This window comes from Pantoea sp. X-Soil-OKNW-556 (assembly GCF_059730695.1).
Genome location: NZ_AP035990.1, coordinates 2507557 through 2522871, shown reverse-complemented (window position 1 = coordinate 2522871; position 15315 = coordinate 2507557). Strand labels below are relative to the sequence as shown.

Annotated in this window: 22 protein-coding genes; 21 read left to right on the top strand and 1 reads right to left on the bottom strand. The window is 52.5% G+C overall.

The window, feature by feature from the left end; genetic code table 11:
• Positions 1–325: 325 nt before the first annotated feature.
• Positions 326–1042, bottom strand: a complete 717-nt coding sequence (locus AC6I8T_RS11810; RefSeq protein WP_497833875.1) for a LexA family protein — start codon at positions 1040–1042, stop codon at positions 326–328.
• Between the two features lie 108 nt (positions 1043–1150).
• Between AC6I8T_RS11810 and AC6I8T_RS11805 the strand changes: the two genes are divergently transcribed.
• The 21 genes from AC6I8T_RS11805 to AC6I8T_RS11705 all read left to right on the top strand — a co-directional run bounded on the left by AC6I8T_RS11805 (position 1151) and on the right by AC6I8T_RS11705 (position 15311).
• Positions 1151–1348 (top strand): Cro/CI family transcriptional regulator, encoded by a 198-nt coding sequence (locus AC6I8T_RS11805; protein WP_497833874.1) that lies wholly within the window; start codon positions 1151–1153, stop codon positions 1346–1348.
• Positions 1349–1409: 61 nt separating this feature from the next.
• Entirely contained in the window at positions 1410–1712 is a 303-nt protein-coding gene (locus AC6I8T_RS11800; RefSeq protein ID WP_497832300.1) for a CII family transcriptional regulator, read from the top strand.
• On the top strand, positions 1699–1890 hold the full coding sequence (locus AC6I8T_RS11795) for a DUF4222 domain-containing protein (RefSeq protein ID WP_497833873.1): 192 nt from the start codon (positions 1699–1701) through the stop codon (positions 1888–1890). Before AC6I8T_RS11800 ends, AC6I8T_RS11795 begins: the two co-directional genes overlap by 14 nt.
• On the top strand, positions 1883–2107 hold the full coding sequence (locus tag AC6I8T_RS11790; RefSeq protein ID WP_497833872.1) for a hypothetical protein: 225 nt from the start codon (positions 1883–1885) through the stop codon (positions 2105–2107). The genes AC6I8T_RS11795 and AC6I8T_RS11790 overlap by 8 nt, the downstream gene beginning before the upstream one ends.
• Entirely contained in the window at positions 2100–3152 is a 1053-nt protein-coding gene (locus tag AC6I8T_RS11785) for a replication protein (RefSeq protein ID WP_497833871.1), read from the top strand. Before AC6I8T_RS11790 ends, AC6I8T_RS11785 begins: the two co-directional genes overlap by 8 nt.
• Complete coding sequence (locus AC6I8T_RS11780) at positions 3149–4531, top strand: replicative DNA helicase (RefSeq protein ID WP_497833870.1); 1383 nt, start codon at positions 3149–3151, stop codon at positions 4529–4531. The genes AC6I8T_RS11785 and AC6I8T_RS11780 overlap by 4 nt, the downstream gene beginning before the upstream one ends.
• Positions 4531–4887, top strand: coding sequence for a RusA family crossover junction endodeoxyribonuclease (locus AC6I8T_RS11775; protein ID WP_497834299.1), 357 nt, complete (start codon positions 4531–4533; stop codon positions 4885–4887). Before AC6I8T_RS11780 ends, AC6I8T_RS11775 begins: the two co-directional genes overlap by 1 nt.
• Before the next feature lie 33 nt (positions 4888–4920).
• Positions 4921–5760 (top strand): antitermination protein Q, encoded by an 840-nt coding sequence (locus tag AC6I8T_RS11770; RefSeq protein ID WP_497833869.1) that lies wholly within the window; start codon positions 4921–4923, stop codon positions 5758–5760.
• A 238-nt stretch (positions 5761–5998) separates the two neighbouring features.
• Positions 5999–6232 (top strand): hypothetical protein, encoded by a 234-nt coding sequence (locus AC6I8T_RS11765; protein WP_497833868.1) that lies wholly within the window; start codon positions 5999–6001, stop codon positions 6230–6232.
• 230 nt (positions 6233–6462) lie between these two features.
• Complete coding sequence (locus AC6I8T_RS11760; protein WP_497833867.1) at positions 6463–6708, top strand: phage holin; 246 nt, start codon at positions 6463–6465, stop codon at positions 6706–6708.
• Between the two features lie 8 nt (positions 6709–6716).
• Positions 6717–7217 carry a lysozyme gene (locus tag AC6I8T_RS11755; protein ID WP_497834298.1) on the top strand — a complete coding sequence of 167 codons (501 nt, stop codon included), beginning with the start codon at positions 6717–6719 and terminating at the stop codon, positions 7215–7217.
• On the top strand, positions 7214–7606 hold the full coding sequence (locus AC6I8T_RS11750; protein ID WP_497833866.1) for a DUF2570 family protein: 393 nt from the start codon (positions 7214–7216) through the stop codon (positions 7604–7606). The genes AC6I8T_RS11755 and AC6I8T_RS11750 overlap by 4 nt, the downstream gene beginning before the upstream one ends.
• Positions 7494–7745: an Rz1-like lysis system protein LysC gene (gene lysC / locus AC6I8T_RS11745; RefSeq protein WP_497833865.1), complete on the top strand. Its 252-nt coding sequence runs from the start codon at positions 7494–7496 to the stop codon at positions 7743–7745. The genes AC6I8T_RS11750 and lysC overlap by 113 nt, the downstream gene beginning before the upstream one ends.
• A 5-nt stretch (positions 7746–7750) precedes the next feature.
• The gene (locus tag AC6I8T_RS11740; RefSeq protein WP_497833864.1) at positions 7751–7993 is read left to right on the top strand and encodes a DUF1378 family protein; all 243 of its coding nucleotides are present in this window, start codon (positions 7751–7753) and stop codon (positions 7991–7993) included.
• Between the two features lie 205 nt (positions 7994–8198).
• The gene (locus AC6I8T_RS11735) at positions 8199–8360 is read left to right on the top strand and encodes a hypothetical protein (RefSeq protein WP_497833863.1); all 162 of its coding nucleotides are present in this window, start codon (positions 8199–8201) and stop codon (positions 8358–8360) included.
• 53 nt (positions 8361–8413) lie between these two features.
• Positions 8414–9400 carry a terminase small subunit gene (locus tag AC6I8T_RS11730; RefSeq protein ID WP_497833862.1) on the top strand — a complete coding sequence of 329 codons (987 nt, stop codon included), beginning with the start codon at positions 8414–8416 and terminating at the stop codon, positions 9398–9400.
• Positions 9378–10679, top strand: a complete 1302-nt coding sequence (locus AC6I8T_RS11725; protein WP_497834297.1) for a terminase large subunit domain-containing protein — start codon at positions 9378–9380, stop codon at positions 10677–10679. The genes AC6I8T_RS11730 and AC6I8T_RS11725 overlap by 23 nt, the downstream gene beginning before the upstream one ends.
• A gap of 12 nt (positions 10680–10691) precedes the next feature.
• Positions 10692–12122 carry an anti-CBASS protein Acb1 family protein gene (locus AC6I8T_RS11720; RefSeq protein ID WP_497833861.1) on the top strand — a complete coding sequence of 477 codons (1431 nt, stop codon included), beginning with the start codon at positions 10692–10694 and terminating at the stop codon, positions 12120–12122.
• A 58-nt stretch (positions 12123–12180) separates the two neighbouring features.
• Positions 12181–13071: a phage minor head protein gene (locus AC6I8T_RS11715; RefSeq protein WP_497834296.1), complete on the top strand. Its 891-nt coding sequence runs from the start codon at positions 12181–12183 to the stop codon at positions 13069–13071.
• A 363-nt stretch (positions 13072–13434) separates the two neighbouring features.
• The gene (locus AC6I8T_RS11710; protein WP_497833860.1) at positions 13435–14868 is read left to right on the top strand and encodes a DUF2213 domain-containing protein; all 1434 of its coding nucleotides are present in this window, start codon (positions 13435–13437) and stop codon (positions 14866–14868) included.
• A complete protein-coding gene (locus tag AC6I8T_RS11705; protein ID WP_497833859.1) occupies positions 14868–15311 on the top strand; it encodes a hypothetical protein in 444 nt (147 codons plus the stop codon). The genes AC6I8T_RS11710 and AC6I8T_RS11705 overlap by 1 nt, the downstream gene beginning before the upstream one ends.
• Positions 15312–15315: the final 4 nt, after the last annotated feature.

Sequence of the window (15315 nt, the reverse complement as noted above, 5' to 3'; positions counted from 1 at the left end):
TCACCGTTTTGTAGTCCTCTGTACCTACCATACGCATATGGACTCGGCACTTACCTCGATCCGATCGGGTGCTATTTCGTTTGCTAGGAGCGCATCGGCTTGCCTGTCACGCGGGTTAAATTGTTAAAGAGCGGTCAGCTTTCTGCGGTGGGCTGCGTCGTGCTGTGCAATAACAATACTGGCGGTATTAAATTAAAGCAATACTACAGGTATTAATAAAAATACCGTAACTATTAATTAGTTGATTTGTAGGGTGATTTATTTTTACTTAGGTATTAAAAAACCCGCACTTGGCGGGTTTTAAGAGGTTTTTTTGGGGGTGGGGCTATACCAATCGCAATTTTGTCTCGATCGCTACGCCTATGATGCGGCAGTTACCATTTATCTTAACTCGTCCTTGCGAAGGATTCAGTGGTTGTAAATAGCGTTCCCCCATTCCTTCATCGATGACCAGCTTCTTAAAAGTAGCCTCATTGGCATCTGTAAGTTTTGCAATAACCAAACTGCCGTTTTTGGCTTCTCTACCTGTATCGACCAAAACCAGCGTCCCTTCAGGAATGCTTAACCCTACGGGTGATGTCATCGAGTCGCCCTTCACACGCAACCAAAAAGCAGCACCTGATACATGAACCTCAGACTCATACCACTCATCTATCTCATCAAGAGAATAGGGTTCAACAGCTTCTGACCATGCGCCAGCACTAACCCAGCTAATCAATGGATATGGTTGGCCTCTTTTATGGGCACTGGCAAAAGTGACGTTTGACTCAACAGCTTTTGCTATTTCCTCAGCTTCCCTTGCGAGTGAGGGACTAAATTCTGCGATAGAAACTTGCAAGGTTTTGGCGAAAACAGTCGCAGCCGGAACGTTCAACGCGATCCGACCGTTCAGATAATGGCCCACGCCACCTTGGGTAATATCAAGCTCATCAGCAATTTTTTGCTGTGTCACACCTAAGGCTTTCTTTTTTGACTCATACAAAGCCATTAGGCGCTTAGCGTCTTCAAGCTGTTCTGGCGTCAGAGACTTTTTCTTATCCATATCCTGATTCTAATACCTGCGTTATTAAAACGTGAAATACCGCCAGTATTGATATATTTAATACTTAGGGTATTATTGGGCCATCGGGTCACAACTGGAGAAATACCGATGGAGAAAATCCCCCTAAGCGATTTCGTCAAAGAAAACGGCCAAGCAAATGCAGCTGAGGCTATTGGTGTTCATCAGACGGCGATCAGCAAGGCGGTGCGGGTGGGGCGAAAAATCTTCGTAACCCGATTACCTGACGGGAAGGTTACGGCTGAAGAATCTCGGCCTTTCCCAACCCAGCGCCACCTTAAAGACTGATCAGCACGGTGCAAGCGACGAACACTTGCATGTTTACATTTTGAATAAAGGAAAATAATCAATGGAATCAAACGCAACGTCACGCAACAAGGCGCGTGATATCGAAAGCGAAATTGTCAGTCGTATTGCCGCCCAGGGGGTGACGGCAGTTGCCAAAAAACTCGGCGTCGATAAATCGCAGGTCAGCCGCTGGCAGAGCCGCGGCGGAATGATTGAGAAAGCCAGCTGTTTGCTGGCCGCCCTCGATTTCCAGCAGCCATCCGGAATGGTGATCTTTAAGGGTGATGAGACAGCTGATCTGGCGAGGTGCTTGATTGGAATGCTTGAGCATCTCCGGGCAGAGAACGGGGGTGCTGGTGGATGAAAGGGTTGTTAAAACCGACAAGCTCTACCGTGACCGGCGCGGGATAATCGTTCGTGTCACTGGATATGACCGCCAGACCAGATGGGTCATTTTCAGGAGGCCAGCATATCCGGACGACTGTTGCGTGCCTAAGTGGTACTTCGAGAAATATTTCAGGGAGTTTGAAGGAGATGGCTGAACAGCAGCAACTGTCCAGCCGGGTACTGCATTGCTTTCCACAAGCGAGGTCAATTATGCGACAGAAGCGCCGTAAACCGCAACCTGAAAATACTGTACATAAAGACATGGCGCGTGATGAGTTTGCGCGCCAGATAGCGCCCGGTGTCGGGCGTCATCTTCGTGATGCTCTTGAACAGGCCAAACAGCTGAAGCGTGAGAGGTCCGGGGATGAGTAACACCGCCGAAATTATCAATTTTCGCGCCCGTCAGGAGCGTGAGGAGCAGCGTGTGGCAGATACCGATGACGGGTATGCCAGGCTGGCAAATATGCTGCTGGAAGAATACGCCGGTGCTGATTTAACGAAGCGCCAGTTTAAAGTGCTGCTTGCCGTTCTGCGGCTCACCTATGGATGGAATAAAAAAATGGACCGCATCAGCGATTCGCAGATCGCCAGCATTGCCAAACTCCCCGTTAAGCGCTGCAACGAAGCCAAGCTGCAACTGGTTTCCATGAATATTCTTATCCAGCACGGTCGCCAGTTTGGACCCAACAAAAACGTCTCTGAATGGTCTATCCCTCAAAACGAGGGAGAATCCCTCAAATCGGGGGATAAAAAATCCCTCAAATTAGGGGATAGCAATCCCTCAAAACAGGGGGACACCAAAGACATTATTCCAAAGACAGTAAAAACAGATCCCCCTAACCCCCAGAAGGGGGAGTTTTCGGAGGAGGTTCTCTCACAGGCAAAACAGGTCCTGGAGTATTACAACGAGGTCACAGGCACTGCCTGCCGCTCTGCCGAAGCCTTTGCCGTTTTACTCACAGAGCGCTCATCCCGTGATGCTTACACCGTTGATGACCTGAAGCTGGTGATCCGCTGGGTTGCCAAAACGTGGAAGCGGCGCAATGGCACCGTGGCGAAACCGGTAAGCATCTGCCGTGTGAACAGCTTTGACGGTTATCTGGCCGATGCCACCGCGTGGAATGCAAGCTACGTGGAGATTGATTGCGCTGCTGTCGTTGAGGCATGGAACCAAATCACCGATGGCCGCCTGGCACCGGCTGAACTGGATCGGGATCGTGAGAATGCGATTCGTGAACTGGTGACCAAACACATGTCGAAAAAGACCGTGGAGGCTTTCCGGTCATACTTTGTTGCCTTCATGGCTGATGCCCGAGATTTCCACTTTGGTGGTCCCGATGGAACGGGCTGGCGTGCCAACTTCGATTACCTGATGAAACCTGAAACGCTCCGTAAAGTCCGGGAAGGTGCGTTATGAGTGATCTGCACCTTGAGGCCAGCGTGATTGGCTGTCTGCTGCATTCCGGCCTGACGCCTGACGCGGTAGACGTTCTGAACTCGGTTGAATCCACCGCGTTCACCAACTCGTTCTACAGCCGTCTGTACATCGAGATTAAGCGCCAGGCGACGCACAAGAAAATGATCGACGCGTTGCTGGTGGCTGAGTCTATGGGCAATGAGCCGGGCATATTTGCGGATGTGATGGAAACCGTGAAAGTGGTTCCCAGCGCGGCCAACCTGAAAGGGTACGCCAAACGCCTCAACGAGAAGGCCATGATCAGCGGTTTCGCCCGGCTGATGGAAACGCATTACGACAAAATCACCGGGGCAATTAACCATGATCTGGCAGTCGAGCAGATCCAGGCGTTCACGCGCGAGCTGATGAACATCAACCGGCCTGATGATGAGGTGCAGCCGGTTCGTGTTGGTGATCTGCTCGATGGTTACCTGGAAAATCTGGAGAAGCGTGTCAGTGATCCCGAGGATTCTTTCACCGTCAAAACCGGCATACAGGAACTCGATGAAATTACCGGTGGGCTGAATGACACTGACCTGATCATCCTTGCGGCTCGTCCCGGTATGGGTAAAACCGAACTCGCTCTGAAGATTGCCGAATGCATTGCCCAGCGTTCTGTCACCCTCGGCACGGAGAAAGTGAAACGAGGCGTGCTTATTTTCAGCATGGAGATGCAGGGCCAGCAAATTGTTGAGCGCCAGCTGGCAAACGCTTCAAATTTATCGGTTTCCAAACTCCGTAAAGCGCAGGAGCTGGAGGACGAGGATTGGGGGCGGATATCTATGGGTATCGCGCAACTGGCAAACCTTGATGTATGGGTGGTAGATGCCACAAAACTCAGCATTGACCAGATCCGGGCAGTAGCCACGCGCCATAAGCAGCGTTATCCAGGCCTGTCGCTCATTTTGGCTGACTATCTCGGCCTCATCAGAAAGCCTTCAGCCGAACGTAACGACCTGGCGATTGGCGAAATCACTCGCGGCCTGAAGACGATGGCAATGGGACTGCACACGCCCGTGATGTGCCTCAGCCAGCTTTCTCGCGATGTGGAAAAGCGCCCGAACAAACGTCCGGTTAATGCTGATCTGCGCGATAGCGGCAGCATTGAGCAGGATGCCGACGGCATCTGGTTTATATATCGCGATGGTGCCTACAACCCGGACAGCCCGGCGGCCAACATTGCTGAAATCATCATTGGCAAAAACCGCCACGGTGCTCAGGGCGTTGTTTATCAGGAATTCCGTAACGGCCATTTCATCGACACCGACCAGGCTGTCGCGGCGCAACTCGCCCGCGAGAAACCGGCCTATGGCGGTAAACATTCAGGGAGAGACTTTTGATCCAGATTTACGACATCACGCCACTGGGCAAGCCCAGGCAGACACAGCGGGATAAATGGGCAAAGCGCCTGGCGGTGCTGCGATACCGGGCATTCTGCGATGAGGTTCGCTTGAGGGGCGTAACTCTGCCTGATGCCGGATGCCACATTACGTTTGTGCTTCCGATGCCTGAAAGCTGGAGCAAAAAGAAGCGGGCTGAACTCATCGGGCGTCCTCATCAGCAAAAGCCGGATGTCGATAACCTGCATAAGGCGCTGATGGATGCGGTATTCGACGATGACAGCGCGGTATGGGATGCGCGGATCACCAAAGTTTGGGGGGAGAAGGGACAGATACGGATCGGCAACATTGACTGATGTACCACGCCAATAAATATCAGGAGAATCAAATTGAATCTGGAAAACTCTATTAAATTTTTCGCGCCCAAATCACCGCAGTTAAGCGATTCTCCACGGGCAACGGCCAGTGACAGCTTCACCATTACGGATGTGATGGCATCCTTTGGTCTCACCGAGGCGCAGGCACGCTTTGGCTTTGAACTGTTCCTGTCGAAACACGGCATCACTACCAGTGACCGCGCCGTGGAGATGCTTACTGATTTTGGTCTGAGTCAGGCGGTGCTTTACCGGGCTATTGCCGTACTCGAAAACGATATTAAACGCGACCTGGTGCAATTGCTCGCAACATTCGCATATCAGGATTATTCGCGCAGCGCGGCCAGTACGCGGCAATGTCCATGCTGCGGTGGTAGCGGGTTTACTGATGCAGAAGTGTTCACCAACAAAACGTATTATCCAGACGGCAAGCCGCCAGTATGGGCACGCACCACCAAAGGTGTATTCCCGTCATATTGGGAAGAGGTGAGGGCTAAGCGCGAGGTTGTGCGCGTTATTTGTAAGTCATGCGACGGCAAAGGCGAAATCAGCAACGCCTGCCGTTGTCACGGAAAGGGGAAGGTGCTGGATAAAGAGCAAAGCGATTTGCAGGGCGTACCGGTTATGAAAACTTGCCCGAAATGCTCCGGGCGTGGCTATGCTAGGTTGCCAGGGGAGACGGTGCGCCGCGCAGCTGGTTATGCGGTGATGGCCATCAGTGAGCCGACATGGCGGCGCAGCTTTAAACCGTTCTATGAGATGCTGATCATCCAGTGCCATAAAGAAGAGGCGCACGCTGATGACATGCTTCAGAAGGTAACGAGAAACCGGGAAAATTTGGAAAAAATCAATTAGGTCCGATTAGTTGTATTGACGTTGTGACGAAAATGGCCCAATATCTCGCCAATGATGGGATTTCTGTGTGCTGTTCATCAACGCCGAATCCGGTCAGTTGCAAAAACTGTGACTAAATAAAGCGCCCTGAGGTCTCACCAGCCAGAAGGCGCTTTTTTCTTAATTTTAGATTCAAATTAACCGAATTAGTTTTAGATCATGTATCTTGTCTATGCCAGAAGTATTAATGGAAAACAACATGGACAAAGAACAGCTAGAGAGAATTCAACAGACTGCACAGCAACTGTCTGAGCATTTAAGGGATGTGCTGCTACCTCGGAAATACTCCGAGAAAATTTTAGAAGCGGTTAAGGCAAGCAATGATGAGTCTTTAGCATTAATTAAGATTGACTGCATTTTACTTGAGTACAATAAGGCAGTCCTCAATACTAGTGCGACTCTTCCTGACGTCATAGCCAATCTAAAAAAGTAAGTGCATATTGAAAATGTATCTAAGGCTCACTTCGGTGGGCCTTTTATTTTTTCGCCCTGCCAATCACTGCAACCTCAAACCTTTTCTGAAGTGGCAAGCTGCTGATTCTTATCGGAAGTGAAGGGGAACTCTTGGGGGATATTTTCAGGTGACAGTGAAAATATTAACCGGGTTCGCTGTGGTCACAATTTCCTCAATTCCTAAAAGCGAATCCCCTCAAGGGGGTAGAGATGAAAATTATGCCTGACAAAATTGCTTCCGCAGCCAGTTACTGCGTGTCTGGCACCCTTGTATGCGGAGGTGGTGTGTCACAGTGGATACAGAACCTCGACTGGAATCAGGTTGCGATAATCAGTGGGGTGTTTATTGGTTTCGCAACATTTCTAGTTAATGCCTGGTACAAGCGCCAGATGTTAAAAGCCTATCGCGAGGGTATCGCGCGCGGCATCATTACCCCGCCAGCGCAGGAGGATTAGTCATGGCTATATCCTCGGCGCTGCGAAAAAGCCTGATTGGCGCAGTAAGCGCCGGGGCAATTGCCGTTGGCGTAACCTTAATAACGGGCACCAATGGGAATGACGGTCTGGAGGGGGTGAGATACAAGCCATACCATGATGTTGTTGGCATTTGGACGGTTTGTTACGGACACACTGGCAAGGACATCACACCAGGTAAGACCTATACGCCAACAGAATGCATGTCGCTGCTTAATAACGATCTGCAAACAACAGCTCGCCAGATTGACCCTTACATCAAAGTCGCTCTCCCGGCATCAACGCATGGTGCTCTCTATTCATTTGCGTACAACGTCGGTTCTGGAAATTTCAAAACCTCGACTCTGCTTTACCTCATCAACAAAGGTGATACAGCTGGCGCTTGCAATGCTTTACGCAACTGGACGTATGCCGGGGGTAAAAAATTTAAAGGACTGGTGAACAGGCGCGAGATTGAGCGTGAAGTCTGCATGTGGGGTGCGAATCCATGACAGCAGAGATTAAAGCCGGGGTTGTCGTGTTGCTGGTGATCTTGCTGCTCGGGCTGGCTGGCGGCGGTGCTTATCTGGGTTACCAGTACAAAAGCAACAGCGCCCGCGCCGATGCCGCTGAGAAAGCAGCGAACCAGTCCAGCATGGTGACGGCCAACGTTCTGAAGGCTGTTTCGATCATCAACAGCATTGTCCAGGCGAATGCAGATGCAAAGCAGAAAACAGATCAGCAATCAGCGGAGCGTATCGTTGTTATTCAAAAGGCCGTTGCTGGTGATGAGTGCGCTAGGCGCCCTGTGCCTGCCGCTGCTGTTGAGCAGTTGCGGGAACACGCGAACCGAATACGTGCAGGTGCCACCCGTACAACTACCGGCAAGCCTGCTGGTTGATTGTGTCATCCCTGAAATTCCTTACCAGATGACGTGGAGCGACAGCCTCACGCTGAATGAGCAATTGCTAGCCGTGATTGAGAAATGCAATCAGGACAAAGCAGACATCCGTACCATTGAACAATCCAGACAGGAATAAGCCAAATGACCTTTTATGAAACAATCATGTTGTGGTTCTCGACCATCGTTTCCGCACTGTATCTCATCGCCGGTGGCTGGGTAAAAATCCGGGATTACATTAAGGCAAAAGCGCAGGCTAAGTCTGATGCAATTGAGGAAGAGGTGCAGACGCGACTGAAGGCTGCGCAGGCTGCCAGTGCTGACGCCCCAACAACCACGGCAACATCAGTAGCTGGACCAGTTACTGAAAGCAAAACTGCTGCTTAAGCAGGACATCACAAGGCGCATTCCAGCGAGTGCGCCTGATGATGCTTTTCTCTTGATAATACAGATCATGATTAGAGTGGTAACAGGTTACGGATATATGAACATATACTCAAAAATCATGGTTTGTTGAGATTTATGCTGTTGATAATTCCAAATTAGCCTCAATTATGATTATGCGAATCCTCGCAAATTTAAGGTTATTAATATGGATATCAACGAAACTAAAGTACGTATTGCCGAGATTGCAGCATCATTAACAAAACTTGAAATGGAACAAAGGCCAGATCATTTTAGAAATAGTGCATCGGTAGATGATGCATTCAAAAAGCATTATGACGCGATAGCTTTAAAATTTGATGGGAAATAATAATTTTTTACTAACGAAAAACCGCCTTCAGGCGGTTTTTTATTGGGGTTCATATGGCAAAACCGGATTGGGGGGCCATACAGCATGAGTTCCTCGCCGATCATGCCATATCAGGTATATCGCCAAAGGATTGGTGCGAGGCGCGGGGCATCAACTACGCCACGGCCCGCCGCTATATCAAAAAGCCTGCGCAGCGCAAAAGTGCGCAGGATGCGCAAAAAAGTGTGCGCAATGCTCAGGCTACACAGCGTCTTCAGAGTGCTGAAGAATTAATCGAAGACGAATCACTCACTCCTCAGCAAGCCGATTTTATCCTTGAATATCTGAAGGATAAGAACGCCTCTCAGGCGGCCTTACGTGCTGGCTACAGCGACGCCTCGACCGGCCGCCAGCTGATCGCGAAAGATCACATTGCGCGCGCAATTAAGCGGCAACTGTGCGCAGCGGCTGAACGTGCGCTGATTTCGACCGACCAGGTGATTGCCCGGATGTGGGGCATAGCTACGCTCGATGTTAATGAGCTGGTGGAGTATCGCCGGACGTGCTGCCGTCACTGCTGGGGTAAAAATCATGGTTATCAGTGGACCGAGGAGCAGTACAACGAAGCCCGGATGAGCGCCGAGGAGCGAGACGAGGAGCCGCCAGATACAGCTGGTGGCTTTGGGTTTCGCCCGCATCGCCCGCCACACCCCGAATGCCCGGAATGCAACGGTGAGGGTTACGGCACCGTTCATATGCATGACACGCGGCGGTTATCGCTGGCAGCCCGTATGGCTTACGACGGCGTGAAGGTGACCAAAGACGGTGTGCAGATGCTTATCGCTGACCGAGCCAAAATGCTGGAGAGCGTGGCGAAGCATCTCGGCATATTCGACACCGCCCACTCCCGCAAGCTGGAAGAACTGGAAGTGGCCAGGCGCGAGATGGAAAACAAACGCATGGCTGAAGAGGACGACGAAGAACGCCAGGCTACGCCGGTGCAGATCAATATCAACGTGGTAGATGCGAGGGCAGACGATGGGGATCAGCCCGACACTTAACATTCCTCAGGCGCGCTTTCTGGCGATGCCGCATAAATTCAAAGCCTATGTGGCCGGATTCGGTAGCGGTAAAACGTGGGTAGGTTGTGGCGGCCTCTGTAAAGGCTTCTGGGAGTTCCCGAAGATTAACCAGGGTTACTTTGCCCCGACGTACCCGCAGATCCGCGATATCTTCTACCCGACCGTAGAGGAGGTTGCTTTCGATTGGGGGCTGACCGTCCGGATCAATGAGAGCAATAAAGAGGTCCATTTCTACGAGGGCAGGACTTACCGGGGAACCACCATTTGCCGCTCGATGGAGAAACCGGCCAGCATTGTCGGCTTTAAGATCGGTAATGCGCTGGTGGATGAGCTGGACGTCATGCCCGCGGCTAAAGCACAGCAGGCATGGCGGAAAATCATCGCACGTATGCGTTACAAGGTTCCGGGCCTGCGTAACGGCATTGACGTAACCACGACGCCGGAAGGGTTCAAATTCGTCTGGCAGCAGTTTGTCAAAGCCGTGCGCGATAAACCTGAACTGGCGACATTGTACGGGCTGACGCAGGCGAGCACCTTCGATAATGCGAAGAACCTGCCACCTGACTACATCCCATCGCTGATGAGTTCGTACCCGGAAGAGTTGATCAAAGCGTACCTGCGCGGCCAGTTCACTAACCTGACCAGCGGCACCATTTATCACCAGTTCGATCGCCAGCTCAATAACTGCGCCGATGAGGAGCAGCCGGGCGAACCGCTATTCATTGGCATGGACTTCAACGTTGGGAAAATGGCTGGGATCGTCCATGTGTTACGTGACGATGAACCGCGAGCGGTCGCTGAAATCGTTAAGGCATATGACACGCCGGACATGATACGAATCATCCGGGATCGATACTGGTCATACGTAAATGGCGACTACCTCAAGGATCGGGAAATCTACATCTACCCGGACGCCTCTGGCGAGTCGCGCAAATCGAACAACGCCAGTCAAAGTGATCTGGCGCAACTCCGTGATGCTGGTTTCAGCGTCATCGTGAACCCCTCAAACCCGCCAGTTAAAGACCGCATCAACTCAATGAATGCGATGTTCTGCAATGGTTACGGGCAGCGCCGCTACAAGGTGAACGTGAAGCGCTGCCCGGTCTATACCGAGGCGCTTGAGCAACAGGTATGGGCCGTTAATGGCGAACCGGATAAGTCTGCTGATAACGACCACCCGAACGATGCTGGCGGCTATTACATCGTCAAAGAATTCCCAATTGTTAATCACATCGGCATGTTGGTGCGCTCGCGCTGACGGAGGACTCCTGTGAACGAAAGCGAGATGAAACAACAGCGCGCCGCAAACGCCAGTATTGAAAAGGACAGGGGCAAATACCTGTCGTCACTTTTCACCGGCACCAGCAACACGAAGCGCCAGCGGCTGTATCAGGAATTCGGCTACCCGGTTGAATTGTGCTTCGACGATTTCTACCGCGCCTACACGCGTAACGCGATCGCCGGTGCATCAGTGCAACGCATGATTGATGGCTGCTGGGAAGACAATCCGGAAGTCTATGAAGGCGATGACACCAAAGATGCAACCAAACTGACGCCGTGGGATAAGCGGATCAATAAGCTGCTGAAACGCTGTTGGAAGCAGATTAAAGGCGCTGACCGCCGCAATCTGGTGGGCCGTTACTCGGCGTTGCTGATCCAGGTGAAAGACAATAAAGCCTGGAGAGAGCCGGTCGATACAGCCGTCGTTGGCCGCCTTTCTGAGAAAGCGCTGGTGAAGCTGATCCCGGCATGGGAAGCGCAGATTGAGCCGATTGAATGGGACAGCGATGAGCAAAGCGAGACATTCGGTGATGTGAAGATGTATTCGTTCGTCGAATTGCCGGTTGGCAATAGTCGCGATCCCCGTCCTGGCCGCGTCATTAACGTGCACCCCGACCGCGTGATCATCCTCGCCGAAGGCTCTGAAGATGGCTCTATGACGTCCGGCCGGTCGATGCTGGAGGACGGATTCAACAAGCTGCTGGACATCGAGAAGGTGAGCGGCGGCGCGTCTGAAGGATTTCTGAAGAACGCCAGTCGCCAGCTCAACTTTAATTTCAGCGAGAAGACCAATTTTTCGGCACTGGCAAAAGCGTTGGGAACCACTGAAGGATTGCTGGCCGATGCGCTGGATATGCAGGTCCGACGCCTAAACGACAGCACCGATAGCGCCAGCTTTATGCAGGCTGGTACTGCTGAGGTGCTTTCGGTGGCCGCTGCCGATCCCGAACCAACGTGGCGAACTGCGCTGAGTGAGTGGTGCGCCACCGTGCCGATCCCGATGAAAGAGCTGGTGGGTATGCAGACCGGCGAACGGGCCTCGACTGAGGATGGCAGGAGCTGGGCCAAAACCCGCATGTCCCGCCGTAATGGCTTCCTGACCGAAGTGATCACCGATGTGGTGACCCGCTTCTGGACGCTGGGCATTGTCCCGGCACCCACCTCAGGTGAAATCACGGTTGGCTGGTCTGATTTACTCGCGCCGAGCCAGTCCGAGAAGATTGCCAACATGAGTGCGATGGCCGATGTCGCCGTCAAAACGACGAATGCGCTGGGCCGGTCAGCCATCAGCGGCAATGAGGTGCGCGCTCAGGGCGAATTGCAGCCGGATCCGGAACTGGACGATATCGATGACAACCAACCACCTGCCAAACGTTCCGATCCTCTCGGCGGCGACGACGATGGACAGGAAGCCGCGTAGCCCGGTTATCCCGAGGTCGCGCATTGACCCTACGATGTCCGGTAAGTCAGTCAGCAAGATGGCCCGCGACATTGAGGAACGGTATTACCAGATTAAGCTGGCATTGAAAGCGCTGTTTGATCAGCGCCTGACTGGGCGGCAGAGAGAGGGTAATTCGCATCAGTGGCATTTCCTGTGCCACCAGAACGGTGATATGCCGACGCTATACCAGGTCAATGCTTCTGCCTACATCTACGACATGACGAGCCAGCAGCTCAACGAGATGCTGAATCTGATGCAGGCAATTCTGGATAATCACCTGTTGGCTGGCGGCCAGAATGATTTCTGGGCTTCCGGTTACGTTGAGCAGGAGCTACAGCGCGGCACGTTTGAGGCGTTCAATAATCTGTCCCGGCAGTCTGATTACTACGCCCAGCAGACGACGCTGGCGCAGTTGCTGAGCAGCCCGGCCTACCAGAATCAGGTAGCCGCAGCCGCGCTGTCCACCTACAGCGACTGGAAAAGCATCAGCGACGCGGCGCGCGGTGACCTGGCGAGTATTGTGATCGATGCGGTGGCGCGTGGGGTGAACCCGCTCGAAACCGCAAAAGTGGTGAGCAAACGCCTCGATGTCTCGATGTCTAAGGCGCTGACCATTGCGCAGACCGAGCAGGTTGGCGCGCTGCGTAAAGCCCAACGCAACGAAACAGAGTGGACGCGGGACCGGCTGGGCCTCAATACCGCCATGCTCTGGATGTCAGCGCTGAAGCCCACCACGCGCCCGTGGCACGCTTCGCGACACGGCAAGACGTACACCACCGAAGAGGTTGAGCAGTTCTATGCCGAAAACGGTAACCGCTATAACTGCTATTGCTCGCAGATCCCGGTATTGCTCGACGACGACGGCGAGATAGTGAACCGGGGGATGGTGGAAAAGTTAGAAGTTGAGCGTAAAAAATGGAAAACTTGAGTCTCGAATAATCGGACTAATAGAGGGATTTATGCGCGATTTATCTGCTTTAGACAGTTGGCTCAAAATTGATACATGGTCGACATTTCACCCGTTAGATGATCAGCGTTTTTACAATGCGGTTAGGAAAATCTTTAAAATTAATGGGTTTAATGTTTATGGAGAACATGTTCGCGACTACATAATTGACTTTCGCTCTAATGGAGAACCGAGCGAAAGATTAATTGAATTGGCTAATACCTTCGCAGAACGCTACGAGATAATCTTCAGTTTTCTACAGGATAATCAGATAGAACTCTAATCATCTAAAGGTCGCATCAGCGGCCTTTTTTTACGCCTGAAATCCACCAATGAGGACGCAACGTGAAGCTATCCAGCATCCACGTTAAATCCCTCGCCATCAACGCCTCCAACATCTCAACGACCACCATCGACGGTGCTGAACACTACGTGATCCGTGGTGTGGTTCCCATCGTCGATAACATCGTGATGAATGGCGGCCTGTATCCGGCGGAGGAGATTAACAACAGCTACCAGTCGATGGAAGGCAAGCTCATGCCGCTGTCGCACCCGAAGGTAGACGGCAACTATGTCAGCGCCAACGACCCGCGCGCCGTGAACAAGTATCACGCTGGCGCGTGGGCGCAGAACGTCAGCAAGGCCGGTGACAAGGTCGTGATGGATGTTTACGTCAATAAAGCGGTTGCCGAGTCCAAGTCGGACGGCAAACGCCTGATTGAACGCCTCGATGGCATGGTGGCGAACACCAATACTGACCCGATCCACGTTTCCACCGGTCTACTCACCAACAAAGAAACCAAAGCGGGCGAATCGAAGGGCAAGAAGTATTCGTGGATCGCCCGCAACATGCGTTTCGACCACATTGCCATCCTGCTCGATGAGCCGGGCGCTGGCACGCCAGAAGAAGGCGTGGGCATGTTCGTTAACGCCGACGGTGAGCAGGGTGAAGTCGAGAGCGCCAGCATCATCGAGGCAGCCAACAACACCCAGGATGGCATCTGGAACAAGGTGAAATTCTTCTTCAGCAACGCAGCGGATATGTCCTTCGACGACATCTACCAGGCGTTGCGCATGGCTATCAAATCCGACGATAAGACGTGGCGCTACATCGTCAGCGTCTGGCCGGATCATTTCGTTTACGAACAGGACGGCGAAGGCGTTACGCGGAAGCTGTTCGACCAGAAGTACCTCATGGCTGACGGCGCGGCGACGCTGGTTGGCGATCCTGTAGAAGTCGTGCGCAAACCCACTGAGTACGAAATTAAAACCAACGGAGAAATTAATCCGATGAAAGACTTGATTATCAACGCGCTGCAAGCCGCCGGTAAGTCTACCGAGGGCAAATCGGAGGCCGAACTGCTGGATGCCTACAACCAGATGAAGGCGGATGAAGCAGCCAAGAAAAAAGGCGGTGGCGGTGAAGATGACGAAACCGATCCTGAAACCGGTAAGCCGAAGAAAAAACCGGCACCTACCAACAACAGCGATCAGGCACCAGCCTGGTTTGCTCCGTTTGCCGAAAAACTGACCAGCATCGAAAGCGGCCTGACAGCTAACGCTGACAAAGAAAAGGTCGTTAAGCGCGCTGCCGTGAAGGTTAAGTTTGGCCTGGACGATGCAGCCGTAAATGCGATGGATGGTGCAGCGCTGGATGGCATGTATGCGAAGTGCCAGACCTCGCACGGCCTCAACGGTAGTTTCCACCAGAACAGCCAGGATAACGACCAGTGGTCGAACTATGACCTCAACACCGGTACGGATCAGGAGAATAAATAATGCCTCATGTCATTTATCGCGGCCCGGTCGAGCGCGAACCGGAAACCCTTAACCTGCCGGTCGCTGGTGCTTACCAGCCCGGTGTAGTGGTGAAGAAGAACACCACCGGCGGTGTCACTGTCGCAGCTGACCCGACCGGTCGCCTGCTAATCCTGGGTAATCGCCGCTTCTACGGTCAGGACATCAACACAGCCTATGCTGCCAGCGAAACCGGCGTGCAATACCGTGTTGAAGTTGATCAGGAATATTACGTGCAACTCGCCGCCGCCGCTTACACGGTTGGTCAGGAGCTGACCGTGGGTGCGGGTGGTGTATTCGCTGCGGCAGCCGAAGGCGACATTGTGGTTGCCACCTTTGACGAAGCAGCTGCCCGCACGCTCACCGTACAGGGTTTTGCCGACGTGGTGATCGTCAACTCTTACACCAAACCGGCTACGGCCTAAGGAA

What these genes read in the sequence shown, in the direction of transcription:
- AC6I8T_RS11705 (WP_497833859.1), top strand. Translation starts at nt 14,868, where the DNA reads ATGCCTCATGTCATTTATCGCGGCCCGGTCGAGCGCGAACCGGAAACC.
- AC6I8T_RS11715 (WP_497834296.1), top strand. Translation starts at nt 12,181, where the DNA reads ATGGCCCGCGACATTGAGGAACGGTATTACCAGATTAAGCTGGCATTG.
- lysC (WP_497833865.1), top strand. Translation starts at nt 7,494, where the DNA reads ATGAGTGCGCTAGGCGCCCTGTGCCTGCCGCTGCTGTTGAGCAGTTGC.
- AC6I8T_RS11725 (WP_497834297.1), top strand. Translation starts at nt 9,378, where the DNA reads ATGGGGATCAGCCCGACACTTAACATTCCTCAGGCGCGCTTTCTGGCG.
- AC6I8T_RS11780 (WP_497833870.1), top strand. Translation starts at nt 3,149, where the DNA reads ATGAGTGATCTGCACCTTGAGGCCAGCGTGATTGGCTGTCTGCTGCAT.
- AC6I8T_RS11735 (WP_497833863.1), top strand. Translation starts at nt 8,199, where the DNA reads ATGGATATCAACGAAACTAAAGTACGTATTGCCGAGATTGCAGCATCA.
- AC6I8T_RS11730 (WP_497833862.1), top strand. Translation starts at nt 8,414, where the DNA reads ATGGCAAAACCGGATTGGGGGGCCATACAGCATGAGTTCCTCGCCGAT.
- AC6I8T_RS11800 (WP_497832300.1), top strand. Translation starts at nt 1,410, where the DNA reads ATGGAATCAAACGCAACGTCACGCAACAAGGCGCGTGATATCGAAAGC.
- AC6I8T_RS11790 (WP_497833872.1), top strand. Translation starts at nt 1,883, where the DNA reads ATGGCTGAACAGCAGCAACTGTCCAGCCGGGTACTGCATTGCTTTCCA.
- AC6I8T_RS11805 (WP_497833874.1), top strand. Translation starts at nt 1,151, where the DNA reads ATGGAGAAAATCCCCCTAAGCGATTTCGTCAAAGAAAACGGCCAAGCA.
- AC6I8T_RS11740 (WP_497833864.1), top strand. Translation starts at nt 7,751, where the DNA reads ATGACCTTTTATGAAACAATCATGTTGTGGTTCTCGACCATCGTTTCC.
- AC6I8T_RS11765 (WP_497833868.1), top strand. Translation starts at nt 5,999, where the DNA reads ATGGACAAAGAACAGCTAGAGAGAATTCAACAGACTGCACAGCAACTG.
- AC6I8T_RS11810 (WP_497833875.1), bottom strand. Translation starts at nt 1,042, where the DNA reads ATGGATAAGAAAAAGTCTCTGACGCCAGAACAGCTTGAAGACGCTAAG.
- AC6I8T_RS11785 (WP_497833871.1), top strand. Translation starts at nt 2,100, where the DNA reads ATGAGTAACACCGCCGAAATTATCAATTTTCGCGCCCGTCAGGAGCGT.
- AC6I8T_RS11750 (WP_497833866.1), top strand. Translation starts at nt 7,214, where the DNA reads ATGACAGCAGAGATTAAAGCCGGGGTTGTCGTGTTGCTGGTGATCTTG.
- AC6I8T_RS11760 (WP_497833867.1), top strand. Translation starts at nt 6,463, where the DNA reads ATGAAAATTATGCCTGACAAAATTGCTTCCGCAGCCAGTTACTGCGTG.